The 24,965-nt window shown below is 73.2% G+C and carries 28 protein-coding genes and 1 pseudogene; 16 read left to right on the forward strand and 13 right to left on the reverse strand.

The features are described 5' to 3' along the window. Positions 1-464 precede the first annotated feature (464 nt). Entirely contained in the window at positions 465-1,922 is a 1,458-nt protein-coding gene (rox, locus tag ABD832_RS20420; protein WP_344897720.1) for a rifampin monooxygenase, read from the forward strand. A gap of 37 nt (positions 1,923-1,959) precedes the next feature. Here rox and ABD832_RS20425 read toward each other — a convergent pair whose 3' ends face one another. The 3 genes from ABD832_RS20425 to ABD832_RS20435 form a co-directional block, all read right to left on the reverse strand. Then, on the reverse strand, positions 1,960-2,502 hold the full coding sequence (locus ABD832_RS20425) for a DUF4396 domain-containing protein (RefSeq protein ID WP_344897723.1): 543 nt from the start codon (positions 2,500-2,502) through the stop codon (positions 1,960-1,962). Between the two features lie 247 nt (positions 2,503-2,749). Next, positions 2,750-3,256, reverse strand: coding sequence for a GNAT family N-acetyltransferase (locus tag ABD832_RS20430; RefSeq protein ID WP_344897726.1), 507 nt, complete (start codon positions 3,254-3,256; stop codon positions 2,750-2,752). Between the two features lie 101 nt (positions 3,257-3,357). After that, positions 3,358-4,305 carry a helix-turn-helix transcriptional regulator gene (locus ABD832_RS20435; protein ID WP_344897729.1) on the reverse strand — a complete coding sequence of 316 codons (948 nt, stop codon included), beginning with the start codon at positions 4,303-4,305 and terminating at the stop codon, positions 3,358-3,360. 185 nt (positions 4,306-4,490) lie between these two features. Between ABD832_RS20435 and ABD832_RS20440 the strand changes: the two genes are divergently transcribed. The 3 genes from ABD832_RS20440 (at position 4,491) to ABD832_RS20450 (ending at position 7,373) form a co-directional block, all read left to right on the forward strand. After that, positions 4,491-5,435: an alpha/beta fold hydrolase gene (locus ABD832_RS20440; protein ID WP_344897732.1), complete on the forward strand. Its 945-nt coding sequence runs from the start codon at positions 4,491-4,493 to the stop codon at positions 5,433-5,435. Positions 5,436-5,813: 378 nt separating this feature from the next. Then, positions 5,814-6,221, forward strand: coding sequence for a YciI family protein (locus ABD832_RS20445; RefSeq protein ID WP_344897820.1), 408 nt, complete (start codon positions 5,814-5,816; stop codon positions 6,219-6,221). A 6-nt stretch (positions 6,222-6,227) separates the two neighbouring features. Beyond that, positions 6,228-7,373 carry an RNA polymerase sigma factor gene (locus ABD832_RS20450; RefSeq protein WP_344897735.1) on the forward strand — a complete coding sequence of 382 codons (1,146 nt, stop codon included), beginning with the start codon at positions 6,228-6,230 and terminating at the stop codon, positions 7,371-7,373. A gap of 9 nt (positions 7,374-7,382) precedes the next feature. Here the strand turns inward: ABD832_RS20450 and ABD832_RS20455 are convergent, their stop codons facing one another. Next, positions 7,383-7,712, reverse strand: coding sequence for a hypothetical protein (locus ABD832_RS20455; RefSeq protein WP_344897738.1), 330 nt, complete (start codon positions 7,710-7,712; stop codon positions 7,383-7,385). Between the two features lie 298 nt (positions 7,713-8,010). On the opposite strand from ABD832_RS20455, the gene ABD832_RS20460 reads away from it, so the two are divergent. Together ABD832_RS20460 and ABD832_RS20465 are read left to right on the forward strand one after the other, a co-directional pair. Further along, entirely contained in the window at positions 8,011-8,457 is a 447-nt protein-coding gene (locus ABD832_RS20460; protein WP_344897741.1) for a pyridoxamine 5'-phosphate oxidase family protein, read from the forward strand. 97 nt (positions 8,458-8,554) lie between these two features. Then, complete coding sequence (locus tag ABD832_RS20465) at positions 8,555-9,151, forward strand: MarR family winged helix-turn-helix transcriptional regulator (protein WP_344897744.1); 597 nt, start codon at positions 8,555-8,557, stop codon at positions 9,149-9,151. Here the strand turns inward: ABD832_RS20465 and ABD832_RS20470 are convergent. The 3 genes from ABD832_RS20470 to ABD832_RS20480 are packed head-to-tail and all read right to left on the reverse strand — an operon-like array spanning position 9,106 to position 10,113. After that, positions 9,106-9,432 (reverse strand): DUF1048 domain-containing protein, encoded by a 327-nt coding sequence (locus ABD832_RS20470; protein ID WP_344897747.1) that lies wholly within the window; start codon positions 9,430-9,432, stop codon positions 9,106-9,108. The two genes, ABD832_RS20465 and ABD832_RS20470, sit on opposite strands and share 46 nt — an antisense overlap. 1 nt (position 9,433) lies before the next feature. Continuing rightward, positions 9,434-9,790 (reverse strand): DUF1048 domain-containing protein, encoded by a 357-nt coding sequence (locus ABD832_RS20475; RefSeq protein ID WP_344897750.1) that lies wholly within the window; start codon positions 9,788-9,790, stop codon positions 9,434-9,436. After that, the gene (locus tag ABD832_RS20480) at positions 9,787-10,113 is read right to left on the reverse strand and encodes a PadR family transcriptional regulator (RefSeq protein ID WP_344897753.1); all 327 of its coding nucleotides are present in this window, start codon (positions 10,111-10,113) and stop codon (positions 9,787-9,789) included. The genes ABD832_RS20475 and ABD832_RS20480 overlap by 4 nt, the downstream gene beginning before the upstream one ends. 290 nt (positions 10,114-10,403) lie before the next feature. On the opposite strand from ABD832_RS20480, the gene ABD832_RS20485 reads away from it, so the two are divergent. Together ABD832_RS20485 and ABD832_RS20490 are read left to right on the forward strand one after the other, a co-directional pair. Beyond that, positions 10,404-11,810, forward strand: a complete 1,407-nt coding sequence (locus ABD832_RS20485; protein ID WP_344897756.1) for a sensor histidine kinase — start codon at positions 10,404-10,406, stop codon at positions 11,808-11,810. Next, positions 11,807-12,478, forward strand: a complete 672-nt coding sequence (locus ABD832_RS20490) for a response regulator (RefSeq protein ID WP_344897759.1) — start codon at positions 11,807-11,809, stop codon at positions 12,476-12,478. Before ABD832_RS20485 ends, ABD832_RS20490 begins: the two co-directional genes overlap by 4 nt. Positions 12,479-12,565: 87 nt before the next feature. Here the strand turns inward: ABD832_RS20490 and ABD832_RS42195 are convergent. Next, a pseudogene (locus ABD832_RS42195) lies at positions 12,566-12,811 on the reverse strand (phosphatase PAP2 family protein); the annotation flags it as partial. On the opposite strand from ABD832_RS42195, the gene ABD832_RS20495 reads away from it, so the two are divergent. Continuing rightward, positions 12,693-12,968, forward strand: a complete 276-nt coding sequence (locus tag ABD832_RS20495) for a hypothetical protein (RefSeq protein ID WP_344897762.1) — start codon at positions 12,693-12,695, stop codon at positions 12,966-12,968. The pseudogene ABD832_RS42195 and the gene ABD832_RS20495 sit on opposite strands and share 119 nt — an antisense overlap. 407 nt (positions 12,969-13,375) lie before the next feature. Beyond that, entirely contained in the window at positions 13,376-13,822 is a 447-nt protein-coding gene (locus ABD832_RS20500; RefSeq protein WP_344897765.1) for a hypothetical protein, read from the forward strand. A 15-nt stretch (positions 13,823-13,837) separates the two neighbouring features. Here the strand turns inward: ABD832_RS20500 and ABD832_RS20505 are convergent, their stop codons facing one another. The 3 genes from ABD832_RS20505 to ABD832_RS20515 all read right to left on the reverse strand — a co-directional run bounded on the left by ABD832_RS20505 (position 13,838) and on the right by ABD832_RS20515 (position 17,914). After that, entirely contained in the window at positions 13,838-15,406 is a 1,569-nt protein-coding gene (locus ABD832_RS20505) for an MDR family MFS transporter (protein ID WP_344897768.1), read from the reverse strand. Positions 15,407-15,516: 110 nt separating this feature from the next. Further along, positions 15,517-16,131 (reverse strand): acyl-CoA-like ligand-binding transcription factor, encoded by a 615-nt coding sequence (locus ABD832_RS20510; RefSeq protein ID WP_344897770.1) that lies wholly within the window; start codon positions 16,129-16,131, stop codon positions 15,517-15,519. Positions 16,132-16,384: 253 nt separating this feature from the next. Then, the gene (locus ABD832_RS20515; RefSeq protein ID WP_344897773.1) at positions 16,385-17,914 is read right to left on the reverse strand and encodes a DUF1349 domain-containing protein; all 1,530 of its coding nucleotides are present in this window, start codon (positions 17,912-17,914) and stop codon (positions 16,385-16,387) included. A gap of 151 nt (positions 17,915-18,065) precedes the next feature. Between ABD832_RS20515 and ABD832_RS20520 the strand changes: the two genes are divergently transcribed. Beyond that, positions 18,066-18,728, forward strand: coding sequence for a response regulator transcription factor (locus ABD832_RS20520; protein WP_344897776.1), 663 nt, complete (start codon positions 18,066-18,068; stop codon positions 18,726-18,728). After that, positions 18,725-19,861: a sensor histidine kinase gene (locus ABD832_RS20525; protein WP_344897779.1), complete on the forward strand. Its 1,137-nt coding sequence runs from the start codon at positions 18,725-18,727 to the stop codon at positions 19,859-19,861. The genes ABD832_RS20520 and ABD832_RS20525 overlap by 4 nt, the downstream gene beginning before the upstream one ends. A 171-nt stretch (positions 19,862-20,032) precedes the next feature. Here the strand turns inward: ABD832_RS20525 and ABD832_RS20530 are convergent, their stop codons facing one another. Next, on the reverse strand, positions 20,033-20,530 hold the full coding sequence (locus tag ABD832_RS20530; RefSeq protein WP_344897782.1) for a pyridoxamine 5'-phosphate oxidase family protein: 498 nt from the start codon (positions 20,528-20,530) through the stop codon (positions 20,033-20,035). Between the two features lie 482 nt (positions 20,531-21,012). Between ABD832_RS20530 and ABD832_RS20535 the strand changes: the two genes are divergently transcribed. From ABD832_RS20535 to ABD832_RS20550, 4 genes are all read left to right on the forward strand, one after another. Next, complete coding sequence (locus ABD832_RS20535) at positions 21,013-22,254, forward strand: sensor histidine kinase (RefSeq protein ID WP_413224838.1); 1,242 nt, start codon at positions 21,013-21,015, stop codon at positions 22,252-22,254. A 19-nt stretch (positions 22,255-22,273) separates the two neighbouring features. Beyond that, positions 22,274-22,876 carry a response regulator transcription factor gene (locus ABD832_RS20540; RefSeq protein WP_344897785.1) on the forward strand — a complete coding sequence of 201 codons (603 nt, stop codon included), beginning with the start codon at positions 22,274-22,276 and terminating at the stop codon, positions 22,874-22,876. A gap of 157 nt (positions 22,877-23,033) precedes the next feature. Beyond that, positions 23,034-24,182: an inorganic phosphate transporter gene (locus tag ABD832_RS20545; RefSeq protein ID WP_344897788.1), complete on the forward strand. Its 1,149-nt coding sequence runs from the start codon at positions 23,034-23,036 to the stop codon at positions 24,180-24,182. Next, positions 24,179-24,394: a hypothetical protein gene (locus tag ABD832_RS20550; protein ID WP_344897791.1), complete on the forward strand. Its 216-nt coding sequence runs from the start codon at positions 24,179-24,181 to the stop codon at positions 24,392-24,394. Before ABD832_RS20545 ends, ABD832_RS20550 begins: the two co-directional genes overlap by 4 nt. Positions 24,395-24,534: 140 nt before the next feature. Here ABD832_RS20550 and ABD832_RS20555 read toward each other — a convergent pair whose 3' ends face one another. Beyond that, the gene (locus ABD832_RS20555) at positions 24,535-24,831 is read right to left on the reverse strand and encodes a DUF3817 domain-containing protein (protein ID WP_344897794.1); all 297 of its coding nucleotides are present in this window, start codon (positions 24,829-24,831) and stop codon (positions 24,535-24,537) included. Between the last annotated feature and the right edge of the window lie 134 nt (positions 24,832-24,965).

The following is a 24,965-nucleotide window of genomic DNA, read 5'->3' on the forward strand; positions in this document are numbered from 1 at the left end:
CGGCTCACGGGCGCGGACGGGACACGTCCCTCCGGCCATGACGGGAGCAACGCTAGCCCGCCCGGCGACCGCGACGCCAACGCATTTACGTCCGGGGACGACGCCCGCGGTGCGCGCTCCGCGATCAGGACGACGCGAGGTGAGGTGAGGTGAGGTGAGGTGAGGTGAGGCGCGGTGATCGTGCGCGGGCGGCCGGTGCCGGATCCCGGCGGGAGACGAGGAGGTCGCTCACTCCTCTCCACTCTCAACGTATAGCGCACCGGGGGGCTTGCGGCAAGACCCCGGGCGTGCTGCAGAATCATCGGCCGAGGCCGGTACCTGCGCGAACCCGGGATCCCCGACGTGAGTGATCTCTCGTCGTCACACCCACGGGCCGGGCCCGGCGCGCAGGTACGGGATGTGCGCACCGCGGGACCGCGCGGTGCGACCGGCCGGAACGCGACCTTCTCGAACGGGGAACCCTCATGATCGATGTGATCATCGCCGGTGCCGGGCCGACCGGCCTGATGCTGGCCGGTGAGCTGCGGCTGCACGGCGTGCGCGTGGTCGTGCTGGAGAAGGAGACGGAGCCGGCCGGGTACGTCCGCGCGCTCGGCCTGCACGTGCGCAGCATCGAGGTGATGGACCAGCGCGGCCTGCTGGAGCGTTTCCTCGCGCACGGCAGGCGGCACCCGGTCGGCGGTTTCTTCGCGGGCCTCGCCAAGCCCTCGCCCGACCGGCTGGACACCGCGCACGGCTACGTCCTCGGCATCCCGCAGACCGTCACCGATCGGCTGCTGGCCGAGCACGCCGCCGAGGCCGGCGCCGAGATCCGGCGCGGCCGTGAACTGGCCGGGCTGAGCCAGGACGAGGACGGGGTGACCGTCGAGCTGGCCGACGGCACGCGGTTGCGCTCGCGCTACCTCGTCGGCTGCGACGGCGGCCGCAGCACGGTGCGCAGGCTGCTCGGCGTCGGCTTCCCCGGTGAGCCCACCCGGGTCGAGACGCTGCTGGGCGAGATGGAGATGACCGAGGACCCGGCGACGATCGGCGCGATCGTCGCGGAGGTCCGCAAGACCCAGCTGCGGTTCGGCGCCGGCCCCCTCGGGGAGGGGGTGTACCGCGTCGTCGTGCCCGCCGAGGGGGTGGCCGAGGACCGTACGGTCCCGCCGACGCTGGAGGAGTTCAAGCGGCGGCTGCGGGACTGCGCGGGCACCGACTTCGGCGCGCACTCACCGCGCTGGCTCTCCCGCTTCGGCGACGCCACCCGGCAGGCCGAGCGCTACCGGATCGGCCGGGTACTGCTGGCCGGCGACGCGGCGCACGTCCACCCGCCGGTCGGCGGGCAGGGACTCAACCTCGGCATCCAGGACGCCTTCAACCTGGGCTGGAAACTGGCCGCCGAGGTCGCCGGCTGGGCACCGGAGGGACTGCTGGACAGCTACCACACCGAACGGCACCCGGTGGCCGCCGACGTGCTGGACAACACCCGCGCGCAGATGACGCTGCTGTCCACCGAGCCGGGACCGCAGGCGGTGCGCCGGCTGCTGTCGGAACTGATGGACTTCGAGAACGTGAACCGCCATCTGATCGAGAAGATCGTCGCGATCGGGGTCCGCTACGACGTCGGAGAGGGGCACGAACTGCTCGGCCGGCGGATGCGGGACGTGAGGCTGAAGCGGGGGCACCTGTACGGGCTGATGCACGCCGGCCGCGGGCTGCTGCTCGACCGGACCGGCCGGCTCTCGGTGGAGGGCTGGGCGGATCGGGTCGACCACGTGGTCGACGACGTCGAGGACGCCGGGGACGCCGGGGGGCTGGACGTGCCCGCGGTGCTGCTGCGGCCGGACGGTCATGTGGCGTGGGCCGGCGAGGACCAGCGGGACCTGCTCGAACGCCTGCCGAGGTGGTTCGGCGCCGCCACCGGCCGGGCACACGACTGACCCGCCGGGTGCCGGGCGGGCACCCGGCGGGTGCCGGTCAGTGGTGGTAGGCGTGGACGACCGCGTGCCCCCTGCCCCGGCCGATGATCCACTTGTTGACGGGCGTGGTCACCAGGAAGGCGACCAGGAGGGCGAAGGCGAGGGCGCCCCAGAACAGGCCGGAGGTCAGGCCCGCCTCCATGGCGCCGGGAACCGCGATCATCACCCCGTTGTCGACGATCTCCATGACGAGGATGGACAGGGTGTCGGCCGCCAGTGCCAGCCGCAGGGCCTTGCGCCAGTCGACACCCGCCCTGCGCAGCCCGACCAGGGTGAGCGCGTAGCCGAAGAAGAAGGCCAGTACGACGGCCAGGACGATGGTGGGCACGTTCGCCCACCCCAGGGCCGTGCCGATCACCATGCCGAGCACCTCGCCGATGGCGCACCCGGTCAGGCAGTGCAGGGTCGCCGACGCCGCCACTCCCCAGGTGGCCTTCCGCGCATGCCCGGTGTGGCCGGCATGCCCGGTGTGACCGTGGTGGTCGTGCCCGTGAAGCTCCTCGTGCCCGGTGTGACCACCGGATCCCGTCGACTCAGCCATCGCGGCCTCCCTGCTCGCGCCTCTTCCCGGCGATTCACCCACAATATACCTAGGGGGGGTATGTAGGCAACGCGCCGTACCCCGATCCGGGCCGCCTGTCCGTCCGGCGGGCGCCTTCGCGGCCTCGCGGGAGATCCGATCCGGGGCGCCGGGACGCGGTGACGCGGTGACGGAACCCCTCAGGGGCCGGTGGTCACCGTCCGGGAGAGACGGGCGTCCCGCGCTCGCCGTCGCGGCCCGGCCGGTGTCATCGCCCGCGGAGGACCATGACCATGGTGTCGGAGTCCGGCCCCGATCCGACGGTCGTGAACCCCTCGGCGGCGTAGAGGCGGCGCGCGCGGTTGGCCCGCTCGACGCTCAGGCAGATGCGGGTGAGACCGGCTTCCGCCGCCCGGCGGGCGACCTCGCCCACCAGGGCTCGTCCGACCCCCCTGCCCCGCCACGACGGCAGGACGCCCACCGAGAGCTCCGGGACGTCCCCGGACACGAACCCGTAGCCGGGGTCGTCGGGGCCGAAAAGCCGTAGCCAGGCCGCGCCGACCGGTCGCCCGCCCGCCTCGACGGCGACCACTCCGAGATCGCCCGGCCGGGGCCAGCCCTCGACGTAGTGAGCCGTCCGGTGGTCCGCGAGGACACGGTCGCGGCCGACCGCCTCCCGGGCGGGATCCCAGTTCACGGCGGCCACGAGCATGTCCGTGAGAAAGTCCGCGTCACCGGCCGTCGCCGCCCTCAACGAGTATCCGCCTTCGCCCATACGGCGAATCCTGCCACCCGCGATGCCCGGCCACGCGGTGATCGTTCCCGGACGTCGCGCCGGCTCGCGGGCGGACCGGCCGGCAGACGCTCGTGCCGGTCTCAGCCGTATCGCTCGACGAGCGCGCTGCCGATCGAGGCCAGGTGGTCCCGCACACCCGGAGGGCCGGTCACCTCGAGCCATTCGACCAGTCCGGCGAGCTCGCCGGCGAGCGTGTACTCGTCGTGGCCGCGGATCACGACCTCGATGCGGCCGTCGGGCGTGGAACCTCCCACCTCGAGCCGCTCGCCGAGCCCCATCCGGAGTATGCCGATCCCGTGGGGAACGCAGACCGCCTGGACCACCAGCGGTGTTCGTCTGCGGTCGACCTCGTCGGCGATCTCGCGCCAGCTCTCGGCGAGGTCGAAGTCCTCGGGCCGGTGCACGGGATCGCCGGTCGGGTCGGCGGACGACACGCGGTCGATCCGGAAGGTCCGCCGGCCGGTCTCGGTGTCGGAGACGAGGTACCACGACGGACCTTTGGCGACGAGGCCCAGCGGGTGGACGGTCCTCTCGGTTTCGGCGCCTCCGCGGTCGACGTAGCCGAGCCGCACCTGGACGCCGCGGATCACCGCGTCCTGGAGTTCGTCGAGGAAGCGAGGTGGCCGGCGCTCGACCTGGCTCGACCCCCATCGTTGCGGGTCCATGACCAGCGACGACGCCGCCGCCTCGGCCTGCACCCGGAAGGGTTCCGGCAGGGCATGGACGAGCTTGCGCAGAGCCGCTTTCACGGCCGGCGTCGCCGGCGACGCCTGGCCGGCGACCAGGAACAGGGCGCGGGCCTCACTCGCGGTCAACCCGGACAGGTCGGTGCGAGCGCCGCCCACGAGGCGCCAGCCGCCGCCTCGGCCCTGCATGGAGTACACGGGCACCCCGGCCATGGCCAGGGCGTCGAGGTCGCGACGGGCGGTGCGCTCGGAGATCTCCAGTTCCCGGGCGACCTCCGCCGCTGTCACCTGCTCGCGCCGTTGCAGCAAGAGGAGGACGGCCACCAGCCGGTCGGTTCGCACACCGACGACACTTTCACACGAAACCGGTCATGAGGTGACCGGTTTCGGTCGGCAAGATGGCGACACGACCTCACCGACGAGTCCTGCCCAGGACCGTATCGACCCTCGGTCTCCCAGGGGGCGCCGACGCCGTCCCCGGGCACCTTCGTCTCCTGATCACCCCGAAAAGACAAAGAGGAAATGCAATGTTCGACCCAGCCGATTTTCCCGAGCCCACCCTTGTCCCGGTGAACGGTGTGGAACTCGAAGTCTTCGAAGCCGGCCGGCAGAACGCGGGAAAACCCATCGTGCTCTGTCACGGCTGGCCGGAGCACGCCTTCTCCTGGCGTCATCAGGTGCCCGCCCTCGCCGCGGCGGGCTACCACGTCATCGTCCCGAATCAGCGGGGTTACGGAAACTCGTCCCGTCCGGCCGAAGTAACGGACTACGACATTGAACACCTGTCGGGTGATCTCATCGCGCTTCTCGATCACTACGGATACGAAGACGCCGTCTTTGTCGGTCATGACTGGGGCGCAATGGTCGTCTGGGGACTGACCCTGCTGCATCCGAACCGTGTGAAAAAGGTGATCAACCTGAGCCTGCCCTACCAGGAGCGCGGGGAAAAGCCCTGGATAGAGTCCATGGAGGACGTGCTCGGCGGCGATTTCTACTTCGTCCATTTCAACCGACGGCCAGGCGTCGCGGACGCGGTGTTCGAAGAGAACACGTTCCGGTTCCTCCGCAACCTGTACCGGAAGAACCAGCCCCCCGCAGAGCCTCGGCCGGGTATGGCGTTGATCGATCTCGCCAGGGCGGAAACACCACTCGGTGAGCCCGTGATGAGCGACGGCGAACTGGCCGTTCTCGTCTCCGCCTTCGAATCATCGGGGTTCACGGGCAGTGTCAACTGGTACAGAAACCTTGACCGCAACTGGCGCTTGCTGGCGGACGTGAACCCGATCGTCCAACAGCCCACGCTCATGATCTACGGCGACCGGGACGCGGTCCAGAAGTCAGAGAGACTGACGGATTTCGTGCCCAACGCGGAAGTGGTCAGCCTGGATTGCGGTCACTGGATCCAGCAGGAAAAACCGGAAGAAACAAACCAGGCGATTCTGAAGTGGCTGGAGGAGCGGGACGCCATCTAGCGCGTGTTCTGGGAGTGCCGTGGGCCGGTCGCCCGGCGGGCGGCCTGCGCGCCCGCCCGGACATCCGGCCACTGCCCGACGGAGACATCGGCCTGGCCGGCATCGGCGGCGACGAACGGCCGCCTTCACCGTGACCGGCCCTGACCCGTCCGGGCCGGTGCCCCGCCGGACCCGGCCGGCACCGGACCGGCACCAGACCGGTACCGGCCCGCGGCCGGACACCGAGCGGCTCCCGTGGCCGTCCACGGCCCCTGCGGGACGCGGAATCCTCGGGATCCGCGGAGAAAAGTCGCGGCGGGACGTCGAGAACCCGCCCGCTGCTCCGTCCCCGGGGCGGACACGGCCACAATGGAGCCGTACCGCACCGAGGAGAACACGATGGCGAAGTACCTGCTGCTCAAGCACTACCGCGGCGCGCCGGCACCGGTCAACGACGTGCCGATGGACCGGTGGACGCCGGAGGAGGTCTCGGCCCACGTGCGGTACATGCAGGAGTTCGCCGCCCGGCTCGAGAGCACCGGCGAGTTCGTCGACGGCCAGGCGCTCTCCCCGGAGGGCACGTTCGTCCGCTACGACGGCGAGGGGCGCCCGCCGGTCACCGACGGCCCGTTCGCGGAGACCAAGGACCTGATCGCCGGCTGGATGGTGATCGACGTCGAGAGCCACGGGCGGGCGCTCGAGCTGGCCGCCGAACTGTCCGCGGCCCCCGGGGCGGGCGGGAGGCCGATCCACGAGTGGCTGGAGGTACGCCCGTTCCTGACCGAGCTTCCGACCATCACGGAGTGACGCGCGGTGGACGAGAGGTTGCTACGGGCCCTCGCCCCCACCGTGATCGGCGTCCTCGTCCGTCGCGGGGCCGACTTCGCGTCGGCCGAGGACGCCGTGCAGGACGCCCTGGTCGAGGCCGTGCGGGTGTGGCCGGGCGACCCGCCGCGGGACCCCAAGGGCTGGCTGGTCACCGTGGCCTGGCGCAAGTTCCTCGACGCCGCCCGCGCGGACGCCTCCCGGCGGCACCGCGAGGTGCGCGCCGAGGCCGAGCCCGCTCCCGGTCCGGGCGAGGCGGCCGACGACACGCTCCGGCTGTACTTCCTGTGCGCGCACCCGTCCCTGACACCGGCCTCGGCCGTCGCGCTCACGCTGCGCGCGGTCGGCGGCCTGACCACACGTCAGATCGCGCAGGCCTACCTCGTGCCGGAGACGACCATGGCCCAGCGGATCAGCAGGGCCAAGCGGACCGTCTCGGGTGTCCGGTTCGACCGGCCCGGTGACGTCGCCACCGTGCTGCGGGTGCTCTACCTGGTCTTCAACGAGGGCTACTCCGGTGACGTCGACCTCGCCGGCGAGGCGATCCGGCTCACCCGGCGGCTGGCCGCCGGGATCGACCACGAGGAGGTCGCGGGCCTGCTCGCGCTCATGCTGCTCCACCACGCCCGGCGCCCGGCACGGACCGGCCCCGACGGCAGGCTCGTGCCGCTCGCCGAGCAGGACCGCGGCCTGTGGGACACCCGTCTGATCACCGAGGGCGTCGACGTGCTCCAGGCGGCCCTGGCCCGCGACCGCCTGGGCGAGTTCCAGGCCCAGGCGGCCGTCGCCGCGCTGCACGCCGACGCCCGGACGGCCGGGGAGACCGACTGGGTGCAGATCGTCGAGTGGTACGACGAACTGGTGCGCCTCACCGGCAGCCCGGTGGCCCGGCTCAACCGGGCCGTCGCGGTCGGCGAGGCGGACGGCCCGCGGGCCGGCCTGGCCGCGCTGGCGCGGCTCGACCCCGCCCTGCCCCGGCACGCCGCCGTCGCGGCGTACCTGCACGAGCGTGACGGCGACCCGGTCACCGCGGCACGGCTCTACGCCGAGGCCGCCAGATCGGCGCCCAACCTCCCCGAACGCGACCACCTCATGCGGCAGGCCGCGCGGCTCAACGTGCTGCTGCGCGGCTGAGCGGTCCCCTCACTTGCGGTCCCGGCGGGCGCGGAGTTCGCGGAGCTCACGCAGCTCTCGGAGCTCGCGGCGGGCCCGGTGACGGTCGCGGCGGCGCTCGTCGCGACGAAGGCGGTACCACTCCCGGCCACCGTGGCCGTAGCCGAACAGGTGGTAGGCGTGGGTGCCGGCGCTCCAGTGGCAACCGCTCGTGCGGTGGCTCAGGGACGCGCTGTCGGCGGTGATCTCCTCGGGCAGCGTGCAGGGCCCGAACCGGTGGTCGTGAACGGGCAGGCAGGTCACCATCGGTGTGTCCGCCATCCGCACCCACCAGGGCCGGGTCTTGTCGGTCTTGCTCATACGGTCACCTTTCGGCTCCGTGACACCCCGGGATGGGGCCGTCACAAGACCGGATGCACCGTGATCACCTCCGACTTCACGCACGATGGAACAGGACCGGAACGACGTCGCCGCTCAGGCGGACCGGCTCCGACGCTACTACGATCCGCGCGAATGTGCGGCGCGCGTCGACGGTTCTGGAGGGGCACGCGGGCGTGCCCGCGGTGGCGCCTCTCCCGGGCGGGCGGATCCGTCCGGGCCGCGTCCGGCGGTGACCGGCGCGCCTCGTTCTGTCGGTCCTCGCGGTGAGACTGGCGGGATGACGACATGGGAGAGGTTCGAGAGCGAGGCCGCCGACCTCGCGTCGGCGGTGAAGGCCCGGTTCGAGGCGGCCGAGACCCACGTGCTGGCGACGTTGCGCAGGGACGGCTCACCTCGGGTGAGCGGGAGCGAGGTCGGTTTCCGGGGCCCGGACCTGCTGTTCGGCTCGATGGCGAACGCGGTCAAGGCCCTGGACCTCCGGCGGGACGGCCGGTGTGCGATCCACGCCCACCCGTACCGGGGCGGTGACGCCAAGGTGGCCGGGGTCGCGGTCGAGGTGACCGGTCCCGAGCAGGACCGTGCCACCGGTTCGGAGTCGCCCGCCGGTTCCCACGTGTTCCGCCTGGACGTCCACGAGGCGGTGATCACCGCGGTCGAGGGCGACGAGCTCGTCGTCCGCCTCTGGCGTCCCGGCCACCCGGTGGAGACCTTCCGGCGTAAGTGATCCCGGGGCGTGGCGAGGGGGTGTGACGCCGAAGCTGTGGCCCCGAGGGGCGACGCTCGTCGTGACGCTTTGAATTCGCAACATGTACCGTGAGGGCATGACCGACAGCCGTCCCGACACCGAGGGCGTCCAGCCGCTCGACCCCGCCCAGCTGGGCGCCTACTTCGTGCTCATGGAGGCCGTCAGCCTGCTCCAGTACCAGGTCGAACAGCAGCTGCGCGCCGAGGGCGGCATCACCTATGTCCAGTTCCAGCTGCTGGCGCGCCTCGCCCACGTCCAGGGCCCGCTGACCATGACCGAGCTGGCCGACGGCGTCGTCTACAGCCGCAGCGGCCTGACCTACCAGGCCGGCCTTCTGGAGAAGGCCGGTCTCATCACCCGCGGTCCCAGCCCCGACGACGAGCGGGCCACCGCGGTCACCGTCACCGACGACGGCCGGGAGCTCGTCGACCGCGTCCTGCCCGGCCACGTCCAGGTCACCCGCCGGCTGCTGTTCGACCCCCTGACCGACGACGACCTGCACCACCTCGGCGACATCATGACCCGGGTACGCGACCACATGCGCGCCCGGCCACCCCGCTCCGCCGCCCCCCGCAAGGGAGGCGCCGCACCCCCCGGCCGCGTCGTGACCGGCCGCTTCATGATCGGTCACGTCCCGGCCGTGCCGGGTCTCCCGCCTGCGGACTCCTGGTAGACGTCCGCGTGGGTGCGCGAGTCCTTGATCAGGTCGTCGCAGAAGGCCGCGACGTCGTCGCCGAGAAGTTCCCGCACCCCCGTACCGGCCGCGACGCCCTCCTCGAAGAAGTCGACGATCCCCGGCAACAGGGGCCCGTCGGGCAGGCCGACCGGCCCGACCTTGAAGAGGTACCTCTGGATCTCCGTGTAGACGATCCGGTAGTCCGGCGGGAGCGCCCTGACCCGCGCCGTGTGCGCCCGCCACCGCCTCTTGCCCTCGATGATGTCCTGGATGCCCACGTCAGCCTCCCAGCCGGTCGAGTTTCCTCGCGACGTTCCTGTTCAGCTGCCGGCGCCACCGGTCGCGATGGCTCCGGCCCCTTTCCTCGCCGGCCAGCGCCGCGCAGAAGCCCTCGATGTCGTCCCCCAGCACCTCGTGAACGCTCTGCCCGTCGGCCGCCGTCTCCTCGAGCAGCCCGAGGGCGTTGTCGAGGATCGGCATCAGGTTCCGGCCGGTGAAGTCCGCGTAGGGGGAGAGGTGACCCTTGATCTCCTCCCACGCCGCCCGGTGGCCGGCCGGCAACGCCTGGGCCCGGACCTCGAACGCCTTCCACTCCCTGGTGAGATCGCTGCCCGTGATGGTCTCCCAGACGTTCATCTCCCGCCCTCCCTGAGCTTCTCGAGCCGCGATGTGATGTACTCCCATTTCGCCCAGAACGTCGCGAGCTTGTCGCGTCCCGCGTCGTTGAGCACGTAGAACTTGCGCGGCGGGCCGAGCTCGGACGGTCGTTTCGTCACCTGGACGAGCCCGTTCCTCTCCAGTCGCAGCAGGATGGTGTACACCGTCCCCTCGACGACGTCGGCGAAGCCGAGCTCGTTCAGCCGGCGCGTGATGGCGTACCCGTAGGTCTCCTCGCTGCCGATGATCTCCAGTACGCAGCCCTCGAGCGTGCCCTTCAGCATCTCCGTCAGGTCGTCCATCGTGGTCCTCTTCGCTCTCCCGGTATCCGGTGGCACCGAGTACCACTATACAGTATCACCGAGTAGCAGGTCGTGTCCCGCGGGCGGCCCGGGTCATCGGCGCGTGCCGGGCGCGGGGGGGCGGGGAGTGCCTGCCGGAGGGGACGTCGTGGTGCAGGCCGGACGCGGCCCATGTCCCCGCTCGGACACGACGACCCGGCGGGGCTCGTCCGCACGAGGGGGTGGCCTGTCCGATATGAGTGTCGAAGGGTCTTCTCCTATTGTGCGGTTGCATGGGGAGAACGTCCGTGATGCCGGTCGGAAGCGCAGACGGCGACGGCGACGGGTGGTGGCCTGCGGTCTCGGCGGGATGGCCGCTCGGGCTGGCCGCGGCAGGCGCCGGTCTGGGCCTCGCCACCCCGTGGTGGGCGGTACTGGCCGTGCCGGCCGCGTTCCTGGCCGGGACGCGTCCCGGACCTGCCAGGAACGCGGCGTTCGCGCTGGTCGCGGTGGTGTCGGCCGGTGTGCTCGCGGTCTGCGCGGTCCCGGCGTGGACGGCGCTGGGGGACGGGTTCGTGGCGGTGGTGGCCGCCGCCATGACGGCCTGGTTCGCCGGGCGTTTCCTCCGGCAGTACCGTGCGCTCGTACGGGCGGGCTGGGAGCGGGCCGCGCATCTGGAACGCGAGCAGCGGCTGGTCGCCGAGCAGGCGCGGCTGCGCGAGCGGACCCGGATCGCCCAGGACATGCACGACGTCCTGGGCCACGAGCTCAGCCTGATCGCGCTGTCGGCCGGGGCGTTGAAACTCGCCCCCGGCCTGGCGCCTGAGCACCGGGCGAGCGCGCAGGACATCAGGGAGCGGGCCGGGACGGCCGTGGAGCGGCTGGGCGAGGTCGTCGGTCTCCTGCGGGAGGAGGACGGGCCGGTCCGGCCGTCGGGCACGGACGTGACCGAGCTGGTCGAGCGGGCCTCGGCGGCGGGGCTCGCGGTCACCCTGCGCGTCGAGGGCACCGCGGACGGCCTGGCGCCGGTGGCCGGACGCGCGGCGTACCGCGTCGTCCAGGAGGCGCTGACCAACGCGGCCAGGCACGCGCCCGGCGCGCCGGTGTCGGTGCGGGTACGGCACACCGGGGCGGAGACGCGGGTCGAGGTGGAGAACGGGCCCCCGGCCGGTCCCGCCCCGGTCGTCGCCTCGGGCGGCCGAGGGCTCATCGGGCTGGACGAACGCGTCCGGCTGGCCGGCGGGATCCTCGCCCACGGTCCTGCCGGCGGGGGCTTCACCGTCTCGGCCCGCCTCCCGCGCGACCGGGCCGTGCCCGCGGGCCTCCCCGGGGACGCCGCCGTGCCGCGGGAGCACCGGCGGGCCCGCGGCACCGTGCGCCGTACGGTCGCCTCCGCCCTCCTGCTGCCCCTCGTGACGGCCGCGCTGATCGGCGGCGGCCTGCGCCTGTGGGAGGCGCGGACCGCCCGCTGGTCGGTGCTGTCGCCGCAGGACCACGCCGCCCTGCACCTCGGCCGGCCGCGCTCGGAGCTGGCGCGCCTGCTGCCGGAACGGCAGGCCGGGCGCCGCCCGGACGTTCCCGAGCCGGCCGGGCAGGGGGCGACGTGCGAGTATTACGCGATGACCGCCGACCTCCTCGACGACCGGTACGGGGACGCCTACCGCCTGTGCTTCCGCGGCGGCCTGCTGGTGTCCTCCGACACCCTGGTGGAGAGATGATCCGGGTGCTCGTCGCCGACGACGAGCCCATGATCCGGGCCGGGGTGCGGGCGATCCTGTCCACCGACCCCGGCATCGCCGTCGTGGCCGAGGCCGCCGGCGGCCGCGAGGCCGTGGACCTGGCCCGGCGGCACCGCCCCGACGTGGCCGTGCTCGACGTCCGCATGCCGGGAGGCGACGGCATCGAGGCGTCGGCCGAGATCCGCAGGACGGTTCCCGCCACCGGTGTGGTGATCCTGACCACGTTCGGCGAGGACGACTACATCCTGCGGGCGCTCGGCGGGGGAGCGGCGGGGTTCCTGGTCAAGTCCGGTGACCCGGAGGAACTGATCGCGGGCGTCCGGGCGGTGGCCGACGGCGCGGCGTACCTGTCACCGAGGGTCGCGGCCCGGGTGGTCGCGCACCTCGCCGCCGGTGACGCCGGGGCCCTGGCCGGCCGCCGCCGCGCCGCCCGCGCCCGGGTCGACACGCTGACCGCCAGGGAACGCGAGGTGCTGGGGTTCCTGGGGACCGGCCTGTCCAACGGGCAGATCGCGCGCCGGCTGGGGGTCGCCGAGGGCACCGTCAAGGCGCACGTCAGCTCGATCCTGACGCGGCTGGGCGTGGACAACCGGGCGGCGGCGGCCGTCGTGGCGCACGAGGCGGGCGTCGTCGCCGAGCAGCGCTGACACCGGGCGCGCCACGGCCGGGGTGATCGCCAGGAGCGCCGCCACCGCGACGCAGGCGCCGAGGACGGCTCCCGCCAGCACGTCGTGCGGGTAGTGGGCGCCCGCCAGCACGCGCAGCGCCCCCGCCGCCACGGCCACCGGCACGGTCAGGACGGCCAGCCTCGGCCGCAACACGCCCAGCCCGGCCGCGATCCCGGCGGCCAGGGTGGCGTGGTTGCTGGGGAACGACCAGTCTCCCGGCGAGGGGCAGCCCGCGATCGCCGTCACCGCCCGGCACGGCCGCTCCTCGTCCACGGCCAGCTTCAGCGCCTCGCTGAGCGCGTACGCGGCCACGGTGCCGGCGCCGGTCACGATCGTTCCCGCGACGCCGTACGCCTCCCGCCGCCGCACCGCGTTCCAGCACGTCAGGGCGAGGATCAGCCCGAGCAGCACCAGCGGGCCGCCGGAGGCGACCTCCAGCCACCCGGGCACGCCGCCCATCGCCTCGTGAACCCACCGGTACGCCTCGGCGGAGGCGCCGGTGGTGACCCGTACCGGCTCGGGCGTGCCCAGCCCGCCGGGGGACAGCAGGCCCACCGCGGCCGCTCCCGCGGCCAGCAGGGCGGCCGGCCACAGCATCCTCGTGCGGACGTCGTTCCGCAGATCGGTCGTCATGGGTCAGGACCGTAGGAGCGGACCCCACCCCCGCGCCTCTGCCGGACGTCGGATCCGGGACCAAGCGAACGTCGGGGTTGACACGTCGGCGACGCGGCCCCGTGGCGTCGGTACGCGTACGGGGGGACGCTGGGATATCCTCACCCTGCCGGCCCGGCCGGAGGGCCGGCGACGCGCCCGACCGGGCCGTCGCCGGGGCTCCGGAGGTCCCGGCCGCCGCCCCGCCCCCCCGGAGAGACCGTCATGACCACGCCCGAGCACGGCACGACCTGGCGCGACGCCCGCTACGACATGCCCGTCGGCCGGCAGCTGGAGCGCTACGACGAGCTGGCCGCCAGGGACGCCTCGTCCCGCGCCCGGATCGAGCTGGTGGCCCGGGGGATCTACGATCCCGCCCGGCACGGGGCCGGGGACCGGCCCGCGCTCACCGTGGCCGAGCACATCGAGCTGCTGGCGCTGGCGGAGAGCATCGCGCGCACCGTGCGCCACCCCTCCAACGTCCACCACGCGCTGCTGGCCGGGGTCACCTGGGCCGACGTCGCCCGCGTCACCGACTCCGACGAGACGACCGTCCGGCGGGACTACCGGCGGTGGGCCGACGACCAGTACGACCTCAACCGGAACTTCCCGGACCGTGGCATGACGGCCGACGAGCACGCCGCCGCGGTCGCCAGGGCCGCGGAGGGGTGAGGGACGCCCTCCCGCTCAGTGACCGGCGGACGCGGCCTGCTCCCGGGCCAGCCTCTCCTCGCCCGACAGCGTGTTGAGCGGCTTCTCCTTGATGAACAGGACCGCCAGCAGCGCGAGCGCGGTGAGCGGCACGCCGATGAGGAACAGGTCGGCGGTGGCGGTCGCGTACACGTCCTGGACGACGCGGACGACGGGAGCGGGCAGTGCGGAGATGTCGGGTACGGCGTCGCCGCCGCCCGCGGTGGCCATCGGGCCGAGCTTCTCCGTCATGAGCGTGGTGATCCGCGCGGCCAGCACCGCTCCCAGGGCGCTGACGCCGACGGCACCGCCCATGCTGCGGAAGAAGGTCAGCACCGAGGTGGTGACCCCCAGGTCATGGGCGGGCACGTCGTTCTGGGCGGCGAGGACCAGGTTCTGCATGAGCATGCCGACGCCGACGCCGAGCACCGCCATGTAGATCCCGAGCAGCAGCGTGCCGGTCTGGCCGTCGATGGTGCTGAGCAGGCCCATCCCGGCGAGCATGACGACGCCGCCGGCCACCAGGAAGCCCTTCCACCGGCCCCACTTGGTGATGAGCTGGCCGGCCACGGTGGAGGAGATCAGCAGGCCGAACACCATCGGCAGGCTCATCAGGCCGGCGATCGTCGGCGACTTGCCGAGCGCCACCTGGAAGTACTGCGACAGGAAGACCGTGCCGCCGAACATGGCCACGCCGACCAGGGCGCTGGCCACGGTGGCCAGGGCGACGGTGCGGTTCCTGAGGATGTACAGGGGGATGATCGGCTCGGCCGCGCGCGACTCCACCCGGACGGCCAGCGCGAGGACGACCACGGCGGCGCCCACCAGGACGACGGTCCACCAGGAGCCCCACTCGAACTGGTTGCCCGCCAGCGACGACCAGATCAGCAGCGTGGACACGCCCACCGTGATCAGCAGGGCGCCCAGGTAGTCGACCTTGACGTCCCTGCGGACCACCGGCAGGTCGAGCGTGCGCTGCAGCAGGACGATGGCCAGGATCGTGAACGGCACGCCGATGAGGAAGCACCAGCGCCAGCCGAGCCAGGAGGTGTCCACGAGCAGGCCGCCGATGAGCGGGCCCGCCACCGTTCCGACACCGAACACCGCACCGAAGATGCCGGCGTAGCGGCCCAGCTCACGCGGCGGGATCAGGGCCGCCATCACGATCATCGCGAGCGCGGTCATGCCTCCGGCGCCGATGCCCTGCACGACGCGGCTGACGATGAGGATCTCCACGTTCGGCGTGAGGCCCGCGATCAGCGAGCCCACCACGAACAGTCCCAGCGAGAGCTGGATCAGCAGCTTCTTGCTGTAGAGGTCGGCCATCTTGCCCCAGAGCGGCACCGTGGCCGTCATGGCCAGCAGCTCCGAGGTGACGATCCAGGTGTAGACGGTCTGCGAGCCCCGCAGGTCGGTGATGATGCGGGGCAGGGCGTTGGCCACGACGGTCGAGGCCAGGATGGACACGAACATGCCCACCATCAGCCCCGACAGTGCCTGCAGGACCTTTCTCCTGGAGGCGGGCGCCGCGGCCACGGACTCGGGCTGCGCGCTGGTGGATGTCATCTTTCCTCGATTTTCTCAGGTGGGGACCGGCGTCGGCGGGACGGCCGGAGCGGGATGATCGGAGCGGGACGGTGGGAGCGGGACGGTGACCCGGGCGGTCACCGGGACGGTCACGGATCGGGCAGTCCGGCGGCGAGCCGGGCGAAGGCGTCGTCGACCAGGTCGGCCAGCGCCGGGCGGCCGTCCGCGGCGCTCCAGCGCATCATCGCCACCCGGAAGGCCGCCAAGGTCACCGCGGTGACCAGCTCGGGGTAGCCGCTCGTACCGGGTTCCACCCCCGTCCGGCGCGCGACGGCGGCCGAGACGACGCGCTCGGTCTCGGTGCCGCCCGCGACCAGCCGGGGCAGCAGCGACGGGTTCTGCTCGAACACCTTCAGCCGCAGCAGCCACCGCTCGCGCTCTTTCTGGACGCACTCGGCCTCGGCCCGCCACACCAGGCGCAGCGCCTCCAGGACGGGCACATCCGCGGGCACCGCGTCCAGCTTCTCGCGCAGCTCGTCGGCGGACGCCGGGCCCGCGCCGACGAGCGCGTCCTCCTTGGACGGGAAGTAGTTGAAGAACGTCCGCGAGGAGAGGTCCACCGCCTCGGCAATGTCCTCCACCGTGACACCCGCCAGACCGCGCTCTGCCACCAGCGTGAGGGCGGCGTGCTCCAGGGCCGCGCGGGTCTCGAGCTTCTTCCGATCCCTACGGCCGAGCTCGTAGGCGCTCTCTGCGGTGGTCACGGTGCCAACAGTAGGGAAGAACTTTCATATTCTGCAATGTTTCATATTATGAAGTGTCGTGGATCACATGTGCGGACGGGCCAGTCCGTCCAGGTGGTAGAGCACGCTCGCCATGGCCTGGCCGGGGTCGCGCACGCCGAACAGGATGTCGGAGGCCAGGCCCTCGATCATGGCGAGCAGCACGATCGACTCGTGCCCGGCCTCCAGCCCGGGCCGAAGCTCACCGGTCTCGCCGCCCTCGGCGGAGCCGGACCTAGCGGGACGCCCTCCCGCGGCGCGCGGCCGCCGCCGCGCCGAGGACCAGGATGAGGGCGGCGTACGCGCAGGTCACGGCCAGGCCCGCCCAGGGCGGGAGCGGGTGGTGACCGCCGAGCAGTGACCGGTTCACGTCCACGTGCGCGAACGAGGGAACGCTCTGCGTGATCGCGAACCCGGCGGCCGGGGTGACCGCCGGCAGCCATGGCGCCAGGCCCGCGGCCGCGACCAGGTGGGGCACGACGACCAGGGCGACGGCCAGCCCGGCGGCCACGACGCGCCGCCCGGCCAGCGCGGCCAGGCCCAGGGCCAGCACGGCGACGGCCGCGGTCAGCGCCGCATGACCGATGACCACCCGCAGCCCGGTACCCATGGTGATCGGCTGGACCGGGTTCCGGTTGGCGCGCAACAGCGCCAGGCCGACGGGGACCACGACCCCCGAGGCCACCAGCCCCGTCACGAACGCGACCGCACCGGCCACCACGACCTTGGCCGCCGGCAGGCGCGCCGGACGCGACCCGGCCTCCGGGCCGGTCCCGGCCGGTCCGCGCGGGTGTCCCGCCGCGATGAACGAGACCATCGCCACGAGCACCGGGACCAGCCCCAGGGCCCCACCGGCCAGCATGAGGTCGGCGCGCAGACCGCCCTCCACCGTGGCGGGCCCGATGTCACCGCTCCCGGTCACGACGAGCCTGTCACCGGACTCGGCGACCCCGCCCGGGTGATGCGGGGTCCTGCCGTCGGGGCCCAGGGAGACGCCGACGTCGTCACGCCGCCACGAACCGTTCGCGCCCCGCAGCTCGATCCGGTCGAAGGTGGCCGTGGCCTGGGCGAAGGCCTTCGCCGTCTGCCACAGCACCCCCGGCGAGGTGGTGAACATCCCGATCTCGACCGTCCGGGGCAGGCCGGGCAGCGTGACCGTGCCGACCTCGGTCCAGCGCCTGCCGTCGGGTGACTCGTGGCCGGTGACGGTGTCGCCCGTCCTGGTCAGCCGCAGCCACACGGGCCCTCGTACGGGACCGCCCGCCACGTCGTGGACGAAGTTGTGCTGCATCCGCACGCCGTGACCACCGGTGATCATGACGGCGGCGTACGGTGTGCCCTGCGTGAGGCTCTGCCGGACCAGGAGCCCGGCCTTGGCCCACGGCACCACCCCCTCCTTGACGTTGCGCACCCCGGGGACGGCGTCCGGCAGCCGCATCTGCCCGGTCATGTCCGACACCCGGGCGGTGATGACGCCGTTCCCGGTGAGCGGCTGGTGCACGAAGTAGTACCTGTCCCTCACCGCCGTGCCGTCGGGCCCGGTCAGCGGCGCGGGGCAGACGCCCTCGCCCTTCGAGGTCACGCAGGTGCTGCGGGCGCCTCCGGCGATCAGCAGCCCGATCGAGACGGTGATCAGCACGGAGGCCGCCATGGCGAGCACCCGGCCGCGCGAGGAGCGGAACGCGGCCCACTGCGCGCGCAGCGACCGGGAGAAGGCGTCCCGCCCGGCGCGCCGGGCGGATCGGTCAGGTGTCGATGAACTCATGGCGACGGTTGTACGCGGCACCCGGTCCCGGCCGGGTCGCGGCCGTCGCGACCCGGCCGGAACCGGGGATCTGGGATCGTTGGGCCATGGCACCCCCACCCGGCGACCGGTCCGGCCGGTCCGCCCGCATGACGACCGGCGACGAGCGGCGATGAGGGTCCTCGTCGTCGAGGACTTCGAGATCCTCGCCCGCTCCGTCGGAACCGGGCTGCGCCGCGAGGGCATGGCCGTCGACGTCGTCCTGGACGGGACCGCCGCCCTCGACCGCCTGGCCGCCACCCGCTACGACGTGGTGATCCTCGACCGCGACCTGCCTGGTGTCCACGGGGACGAGATCTGCCGGCGCCTCGCCCACGGCCGCTGCGAGACCCGCGTCCTGATGCTGACCGCCTCCGGCACGATCGAGGACCGCGTCGACGGGCTCGGTCTCGGCGCCGACGACTACCTGCCCAAGCCGTTCGCGTTCGCCGAGCTGGTGGCCCGCGTCCGTGCCCTGGCCCGGCGCGCCACCCCGCCGCTGCCGCCCACCCTGGCGTGCGGGGACGTCACCCTCGACCCGGCCCGCCGGGTCGCGTTCCGGGCCGGGCGTCGCCTGGAGCTGAGCCCTCGTGAGTTCGCCCTGCTCGAATGCCTGCTCGCCGTGCCCGGCCTGGTGATCTCCGCCGAGGAACTGCTCGAACGTGTCTGGGACGAGGCCGCCGACCCCTTCAGCAGCGCCGTCAAGCACACCGTGCACCGGCTGCGGGCCAAGCTCGGCGACCCGCCCGTGATCGAGACCGTCCGTGAGGGCGGCTACCGCATCGGGCCGTCGTGACCTTCCGCGCGCAGGCCAGGAGGTCGCTGCAGACGCGGCTCGCGCTCGCCTACGCGGCGGGCGTCTACGCGGCCGGGGTCCTGGTGCTCGTGTTCGTCGCCGTCCCGCTCACCACGGTCGAGGCGGCCACCCCGAAGGGTGGCCTCTCGCCGGGCGCCGTCACCGGAACCGCTCCCGGGATCGGCCCGCCGCACCTCCTGGCGGGATCCGCCGCCGCCCTGGTCCTTCTGGTCCCGGTCGCCCTGGCCCTGGGCTGGTTCGTCGCCGGCCGGTTCCTGCGACCGCTGCGCGCCATCACCGCCACCGCTCAGATGATCTCCGCCGGGAACCTCCACCGGCGCCTGGACCTCGGCGAGCCCGCGGACGAGCTGACCGAGCTCGGCCACACCCTCGACGACCTGTTCGCCCGCCTGCACGCCTCCTTCGACGCCCAGCGCCACTTCGTCGCCAACGCCTCCCACGAGCTGCTCACCCCTCTCGCCGGTCTGCGCACCCTTCTCGAGGTCGCCCTCGCCGACCCCGGCGCCGACACCCGCAGCCTGCGCTCGGCCTGCGAGGAGGCCCTGACCCTGGGCGAGCACCAGGAGCGGCTCGTCCGGGCACTGCTCGCCCTGGCCACCGGCGAGCGCGGCGTCACCCGGCGGGACGCCCTCGACCTCGCCCGCATCGCCGGGGACGTCCTCGGCTCCCGCCGCGACCGGGCCGCGGAGGCGGGCGTCGACCTCACCGGGCACCTGGCACCCGCGGTGACGGCCGGGGACCCGAGGCTGGTCGAGAGTCTCGTCGCCAACCTCGTCGACAACGCCGTCCGCCACAACCACGCGGGCGGGCACGTGGAGGTCACCACCCGGACCTCGGGCGCGCGGGCGACCCTCACGGTCGTCAACAGCGGGCCGGTCGTCCCCGCCGACCAGATCCGGCGCCTCTTCCACCCCTTCCAGAGGCTGGCGCCCGAACGTCACGGCCGCCACGACGGCCACGGCCTCGGGCTCGCCATCGTCGACGCCGTCACGCGGGCCCACCACGCCACCCTCACCGCCGCCGCACGTCCCGAAGGCGGCCTGTCCGTCACCGTGCGCTTCCCGGGCGGACCCCCTCCTGACGCCGCCGGTGGCACGAGCGATCACCGGTGACACGGGAAGGGGGCCACTCCGGCCCGTTGCGAATCATGTGCACGTGATGAACGTCCTCGCTCCGAAGGAGGGGCCGGAGCTCCCCGACGGCAGGCCGCCGACCGGCCGGGACGTGGAGCACACCTGCGAGGCGCCGCTCGGCCCCGCCGATGACCCGGGACGCGTCGCCCGTCACCGGCGACCGCCCCGGTACGCCAGCACCAGGTCCTCGACGGCCTTGGGGACGGTGGTCTCGAAGTCCAGCAGCTTCGCCCAGTCCGGCTCGACGGTGATGAGGACCATCCGCTCGTACAGGGCCCGCACCCCCTGCTGCCAGTCCTCGAAGTGCTCGGCCGGGACCACCTTCCGGGACGCCTCGACGTAGGCGTCCGGCACCCCCTCGACCGGCTCGACCCGCGCCGTGCCGCGGATCAGCAGCGCCCGCGGGGGCCACCGGTCCTGGGTGTCGACGGTGAGCGCCACCCGGGGGTTCTGCCGCAGCGCCCGGACCTTCGCCGCCTTCGGCACGGTGGCCATGACCAGCTGCCCGCCGGTCCACAGGAACCCCATCGGGATCGCCCGGGGTGCGCCGTCGACACCGGTGTAGGCCAGCCTTGCCGGGATCGACGACCCCAGCAGCTCCCGCGAGATCGGCCTGGCCAGCACCTCGGCGACGTCCTGTCGGTTCATGCCCGTCTCCCTCACGCTCCGACGCGCCCGGCCGGACGCGTTCACGAGCCGGGACGGAGCCGGCCGCGCGTTCTCGACATGCACGGGCCTCGGCGGGGCCCGGTGGCCCCGGAGATCGGCGCGAACGACGGCGGGGCCGTGTCGTCGACGGCGTGGACGGCGTGGACGGCGTGGACGGTCACCGGGGGTGCCGGGGCGCCGGGTGGTGCGACCGCGTCATGACCTCTCCATGACATCTCCCGGGCCGACGTGTGACGCTGCGTCAGTGCCGCCGGCGCGGAACCGGATGGATACTGGGCGGACCCCCGCCGTTCGACTCCGGAGGACCGGTCACCCATGGACACCGACGCCTCGCGCGTTCCGCCGACGGCCCGCATGACCGCTCCCTGCGCGGTCCGCGCGGTCCGTGCGGTGTTCCCCCGGTCCCGCCCCGGTGCCGGGCTTTCGTCCGACGGCGCGCGGTCACGGCCGGGGAGCGGCCGGTGGCCGGCGCGGACGGCCGCGGTCCCGGCCGTGACGAACGCTCCGGCCGGGGCCGCCGCCCGGCCCGGCGGCTCGGCGGCCGGGTGAGGGCCGCAGGGCCGGACCGGCCGGGGACGCGCACAGTCCCCGAGCCCGCGGGGACGACGCGGGGACGGCTGCGCAGGCTCAACCTCGTCATGTTCCTCCCGCTGCTCACCGTCGTCGGGCTGCTGCTGGTGGCGATGGACGCCCGGACCTGGTGGCAGGCGCTCGTCCTGGGGCTGGGCGTGGCCGCGGCCCTGGTGTTCTTCGTGCGGTGGGCGGCGCGTGACACCTCCCGCGTCGCGATCCCCTGCCTGGCCGTCACCGCGGCCGTGTGGGCCCTCGGAGCGCTGGTGATGGGCACCGGCACGGCCTTCTACGGCATCTTGATCGTGGGCTCTCTCGCCGTCCCCCGGCTGCCGCGCCACCGAGGCCTGGCGGTCATCGGGCTGGTCTTCTATGTCGCCGCGGTGGGCGCGGCGAGGCTGCTGGTCACCCGGGAGGACGTCCCGGGCGTCCTGATCGCGTACGTCATCCTCCCCGCGGGCGTCACGGCGGTGGTGATCGGCCTCATGTTCCCCAACCAGAGGTTCTACGGCCTCGTCGCGGAGCTGGAGGAGGCGCGGGAACGCGAGGCGGAGCTGGCCGTCGTCCGGGAGCGCATGCGCTTCGCCAGTGACCTGCACGACATCCAGGGCCACACGCTGCACGTGGTGAAGCTGAAGATCGCGCTGGCCAGGAAGCTGGTGCACAGCGACGCCGAACGGGTCGAGCAGGAACTGCGGGAGGTGCACGCCCTGGTCGGCGACACCATCGCCCGGACCAAGGAGCTCGCCTACGCGCAGCGGCGGCTCAACCTGTCCGCGGAACTGGAGAACGCCAAGAACCTCTTCGAGGCCGCGGGCATCCGCGTGCGCGTCGACCGCGAGGCCGAGGTCGACCCGCACGTCGGCGAGCTGCTCGGCCAGGTGCTGCGGGAGACGACGACCAACATCCTGCGGCACGCGCAGGCCGGGCAGGTGCGCATCACCCTGACGGGGACGGGCATCACCATCGTCAACGACGGCGCGCGGGAGGCCCCGCCTCCCGAGCTGCGAGGGCTCGCCACGCTCGGGGAACGCGTCGCGGGCAACGGAGGCGAGCTGACGGTGGAGCAGAAGGACGGGCGTTTCCTGACGGCCGCGGCGTTCCCGCACGGTCGTTCGGGCGCCGCCCTGTGAGAGCGGGAAGGGACGGCCGATGACCACCGTGGTGCTCGCCGACGACGAGGCGCTCCTGCGCAAGGCACTGGCGGCGTTGCTCCCGCTGGAGGGCGAGATCACCGTGCTCGCCGAGGCGGAGGAGGGGCGGGAGGCCGTCCGGGCCACGTTGCGGCACCGGCCCGACGTGCTCGTCATCGATCTGGAGATGCCCGGCATGGACGGGCTGGAGGCCGTCGCGGAGATCCGCCGCGCCCTCCCCGAGCAGGTGATCCTCATGCTGACCCGCCACGCCAGGCCCGGGGTGCTCCGCAGGGCACTGAGGCTCGGGGTCCAGGGCTTCGTCAGCAAGTCCGCGGAACCGGCGCACATCGTCTCGGTCATCGCGACCCTGCACGAGGGCAGGCGATGGATCGACCCGGACGTCTCGGCCCTCGCCATCGTCGACGACTGCCCGCTCACCGACCGCGAGATCGACGTGCTGCGGGCCACCGGCGAGGGCTACTCGGCCGCCGACATCGCCGCCCGCCTCCACCTGGCGGAGGGCACGGTGCGCAACTACCTCTCGAACGCGATGCAGAAGACCCAGACCCGGACCCGGCACGAGGCGGCCCGCTACGCGCGTGAGCACGACTGGCTCTGAGCCCCGGCCTCGACACACCGGTCCTGGCGTCCCGGCCTCGATGCCCCGGTCTCCTCCGGCGCCGGGAACGCGACCTCCGGTTGTCGGGAGCGTGAACTCTCCGCTAGGAAACGGCAACAGACGGTTAGAGACCCCCCAAGGTGTCATATGTGCGGTTATGGATGCGAACCTCGTATTGCTCGCGATAGTGATCGTGACCGCGCTGTCCTTCGACTTCACCAACGGCTTCCACGACACCGCCAACGCGATGGCGACCTCGATCGCCACCGGGGCGCTGCGGCCGAAGATCGCGGTCGCGCTGTCGGCGGTGCTGAACTTCGCCGGGGCGTTCCTGTCGCTGAAGGTCGCGGCCACCATCGCGACCGGCATCGTGGACACCGGCGCGATCACGTTGACGGTGGTCTTCGCCGGCCTGATCGGCGGCCTGGCCTGGAACCTGCTGACCTGGTACTTCGGCATCCCCTCCAGTTCCTCGCACGCGCTGATCGGCGGGGTGGTCGGGGCGACGCTGATCGCGGCGGGCGCCTCGGCCGTCAAGGGGGCGGAGATCGTGTCCAAGGTGCTGATCCCGGCCGTCCTGGCGCCGCTGGCGGCGATCCTGGTGGCCGCCGTCGGCACCTACCTGGTCTACGTCATCACCCGTAACGTGCCCGAGGGCACCCGGGGCCGCGGGTTCCGCTACGGCCAGATCGGTTCGGCGTCACTGGTCTCGCTCGCCCACGGCACCAACGACGCGCAGAAGACGATGGGCGTCATCACGCTGGCGATGATCGCGGCCGGGGTGATCGGTAAGGACGCGCAGACCCCGTTCTGGGTGATCCTGGCCAGCGCGACCGCGATCGCGCTGGGGACCTACCTGGGCGGCTGGCGGGTGATCCGCACCCTGGGCAAGGGGCTGACCGACATCGAGACCCCGCAGGGGTTCGCGGCCGAGAGCTCCTCGGCGGCCGTGATCTTCGCCTCCTCGCACTTCGGGTTCCCGCTGTCGACCACGCACGTGTGCACCGGCTCGGTGATCGGCTCGGGCATCGGCAAGCACCTGGCCGAGGTCCGCTGGGGCGTCGCGGCCAAGATGGCCGTCGCGTGGCTGGTCACCCTTCCGGCCGCGGCCCTGGTCGGGGCACTGGCCTGGGCGGGGGCGAACGTGATCGGCGGCGCGCTGGGGGTGGGCGTGGTCTTCGGCGTCGCCCTGGTGCTGTCGGCGGCGCTGTACCTGGCCTCGCGGCGCGAGCCGGTCCACGCCGGGAACGTCAACGACGAATGGACCGGGCGCCTGGCCCCGGCGATGAGGGAGCACGCGGCATGAGCGACTACGTCGACCTGGACGCCCTGTGGAAGGTCCTGCTCGCCTCGCTGCTGGCGGGCGCGGGCCTGGCCGCGGTCTTCTCCCTGGCCCTGGTGGGCCTGTCCGGCGGGCGTACGGCCGGGCGGGCGGCCGGGCGGGCGGGAGCCGGGCTCTGCCTCCTGGTCGTGGCCGCCGGCATCGCCGTCGGTCTCTACGTCATGCTCGCGGGATGACCGCGCCGTCCCGGGAGCACGCCGGGCGCCCGGCCCCCACGGGTGCCGGCACCGTGCCCGACATCCGGGCGGGGGTCCGGGTGGACGGCTCCGGGGACGAGGCGAGGTGTCACCCGGACCGGCCGGTGCCGGCGGGCCGGTCAGGCGGGTCGCCGGGCCGGGGTGCGCGCCGCCATCCGCCGTTCGAACCACACCGAGGTGAACGGCGGCACCGCGCACGCCAGGCCGAGCGCCACCGTGCCCCGGCTCCAGCCCGCCTCCCGCGCCGAGAGCACCACCCCGGCCGCGTACAGCACGAACAGTGCGCCGTGGATCGGTCCGAACACCTTCACCCCGAGGTCGCCGGTCGCGGCCACGTACTTGAAGAACATCCCGACCAGCAGACCCGCCCATGAGCACGCCTCGGCCACCGCCACGACCCGGAACCAGCGCAGCATGCCTCACCCCTCCACTCCGAATGATCACGCATACTCTACAGGCTGTAGAGCACGGTCCCGAGAGGGGAGGGGCCGAGGCGCCTCGCCGTCCGCCCGGTGGTGCGCGGGCCCGATCCCCCGCAAGATCACGGAAA

It is taken from the genome of Streptosporangium longisporum (assembly GCF_039534895.1).
Lineage (GTDB): Bacteria > Actinomycetota > Actinomycetes > Streptosporangiales > Streptosporangiaceae > Streptosporangium > Streptosporangium longisporum.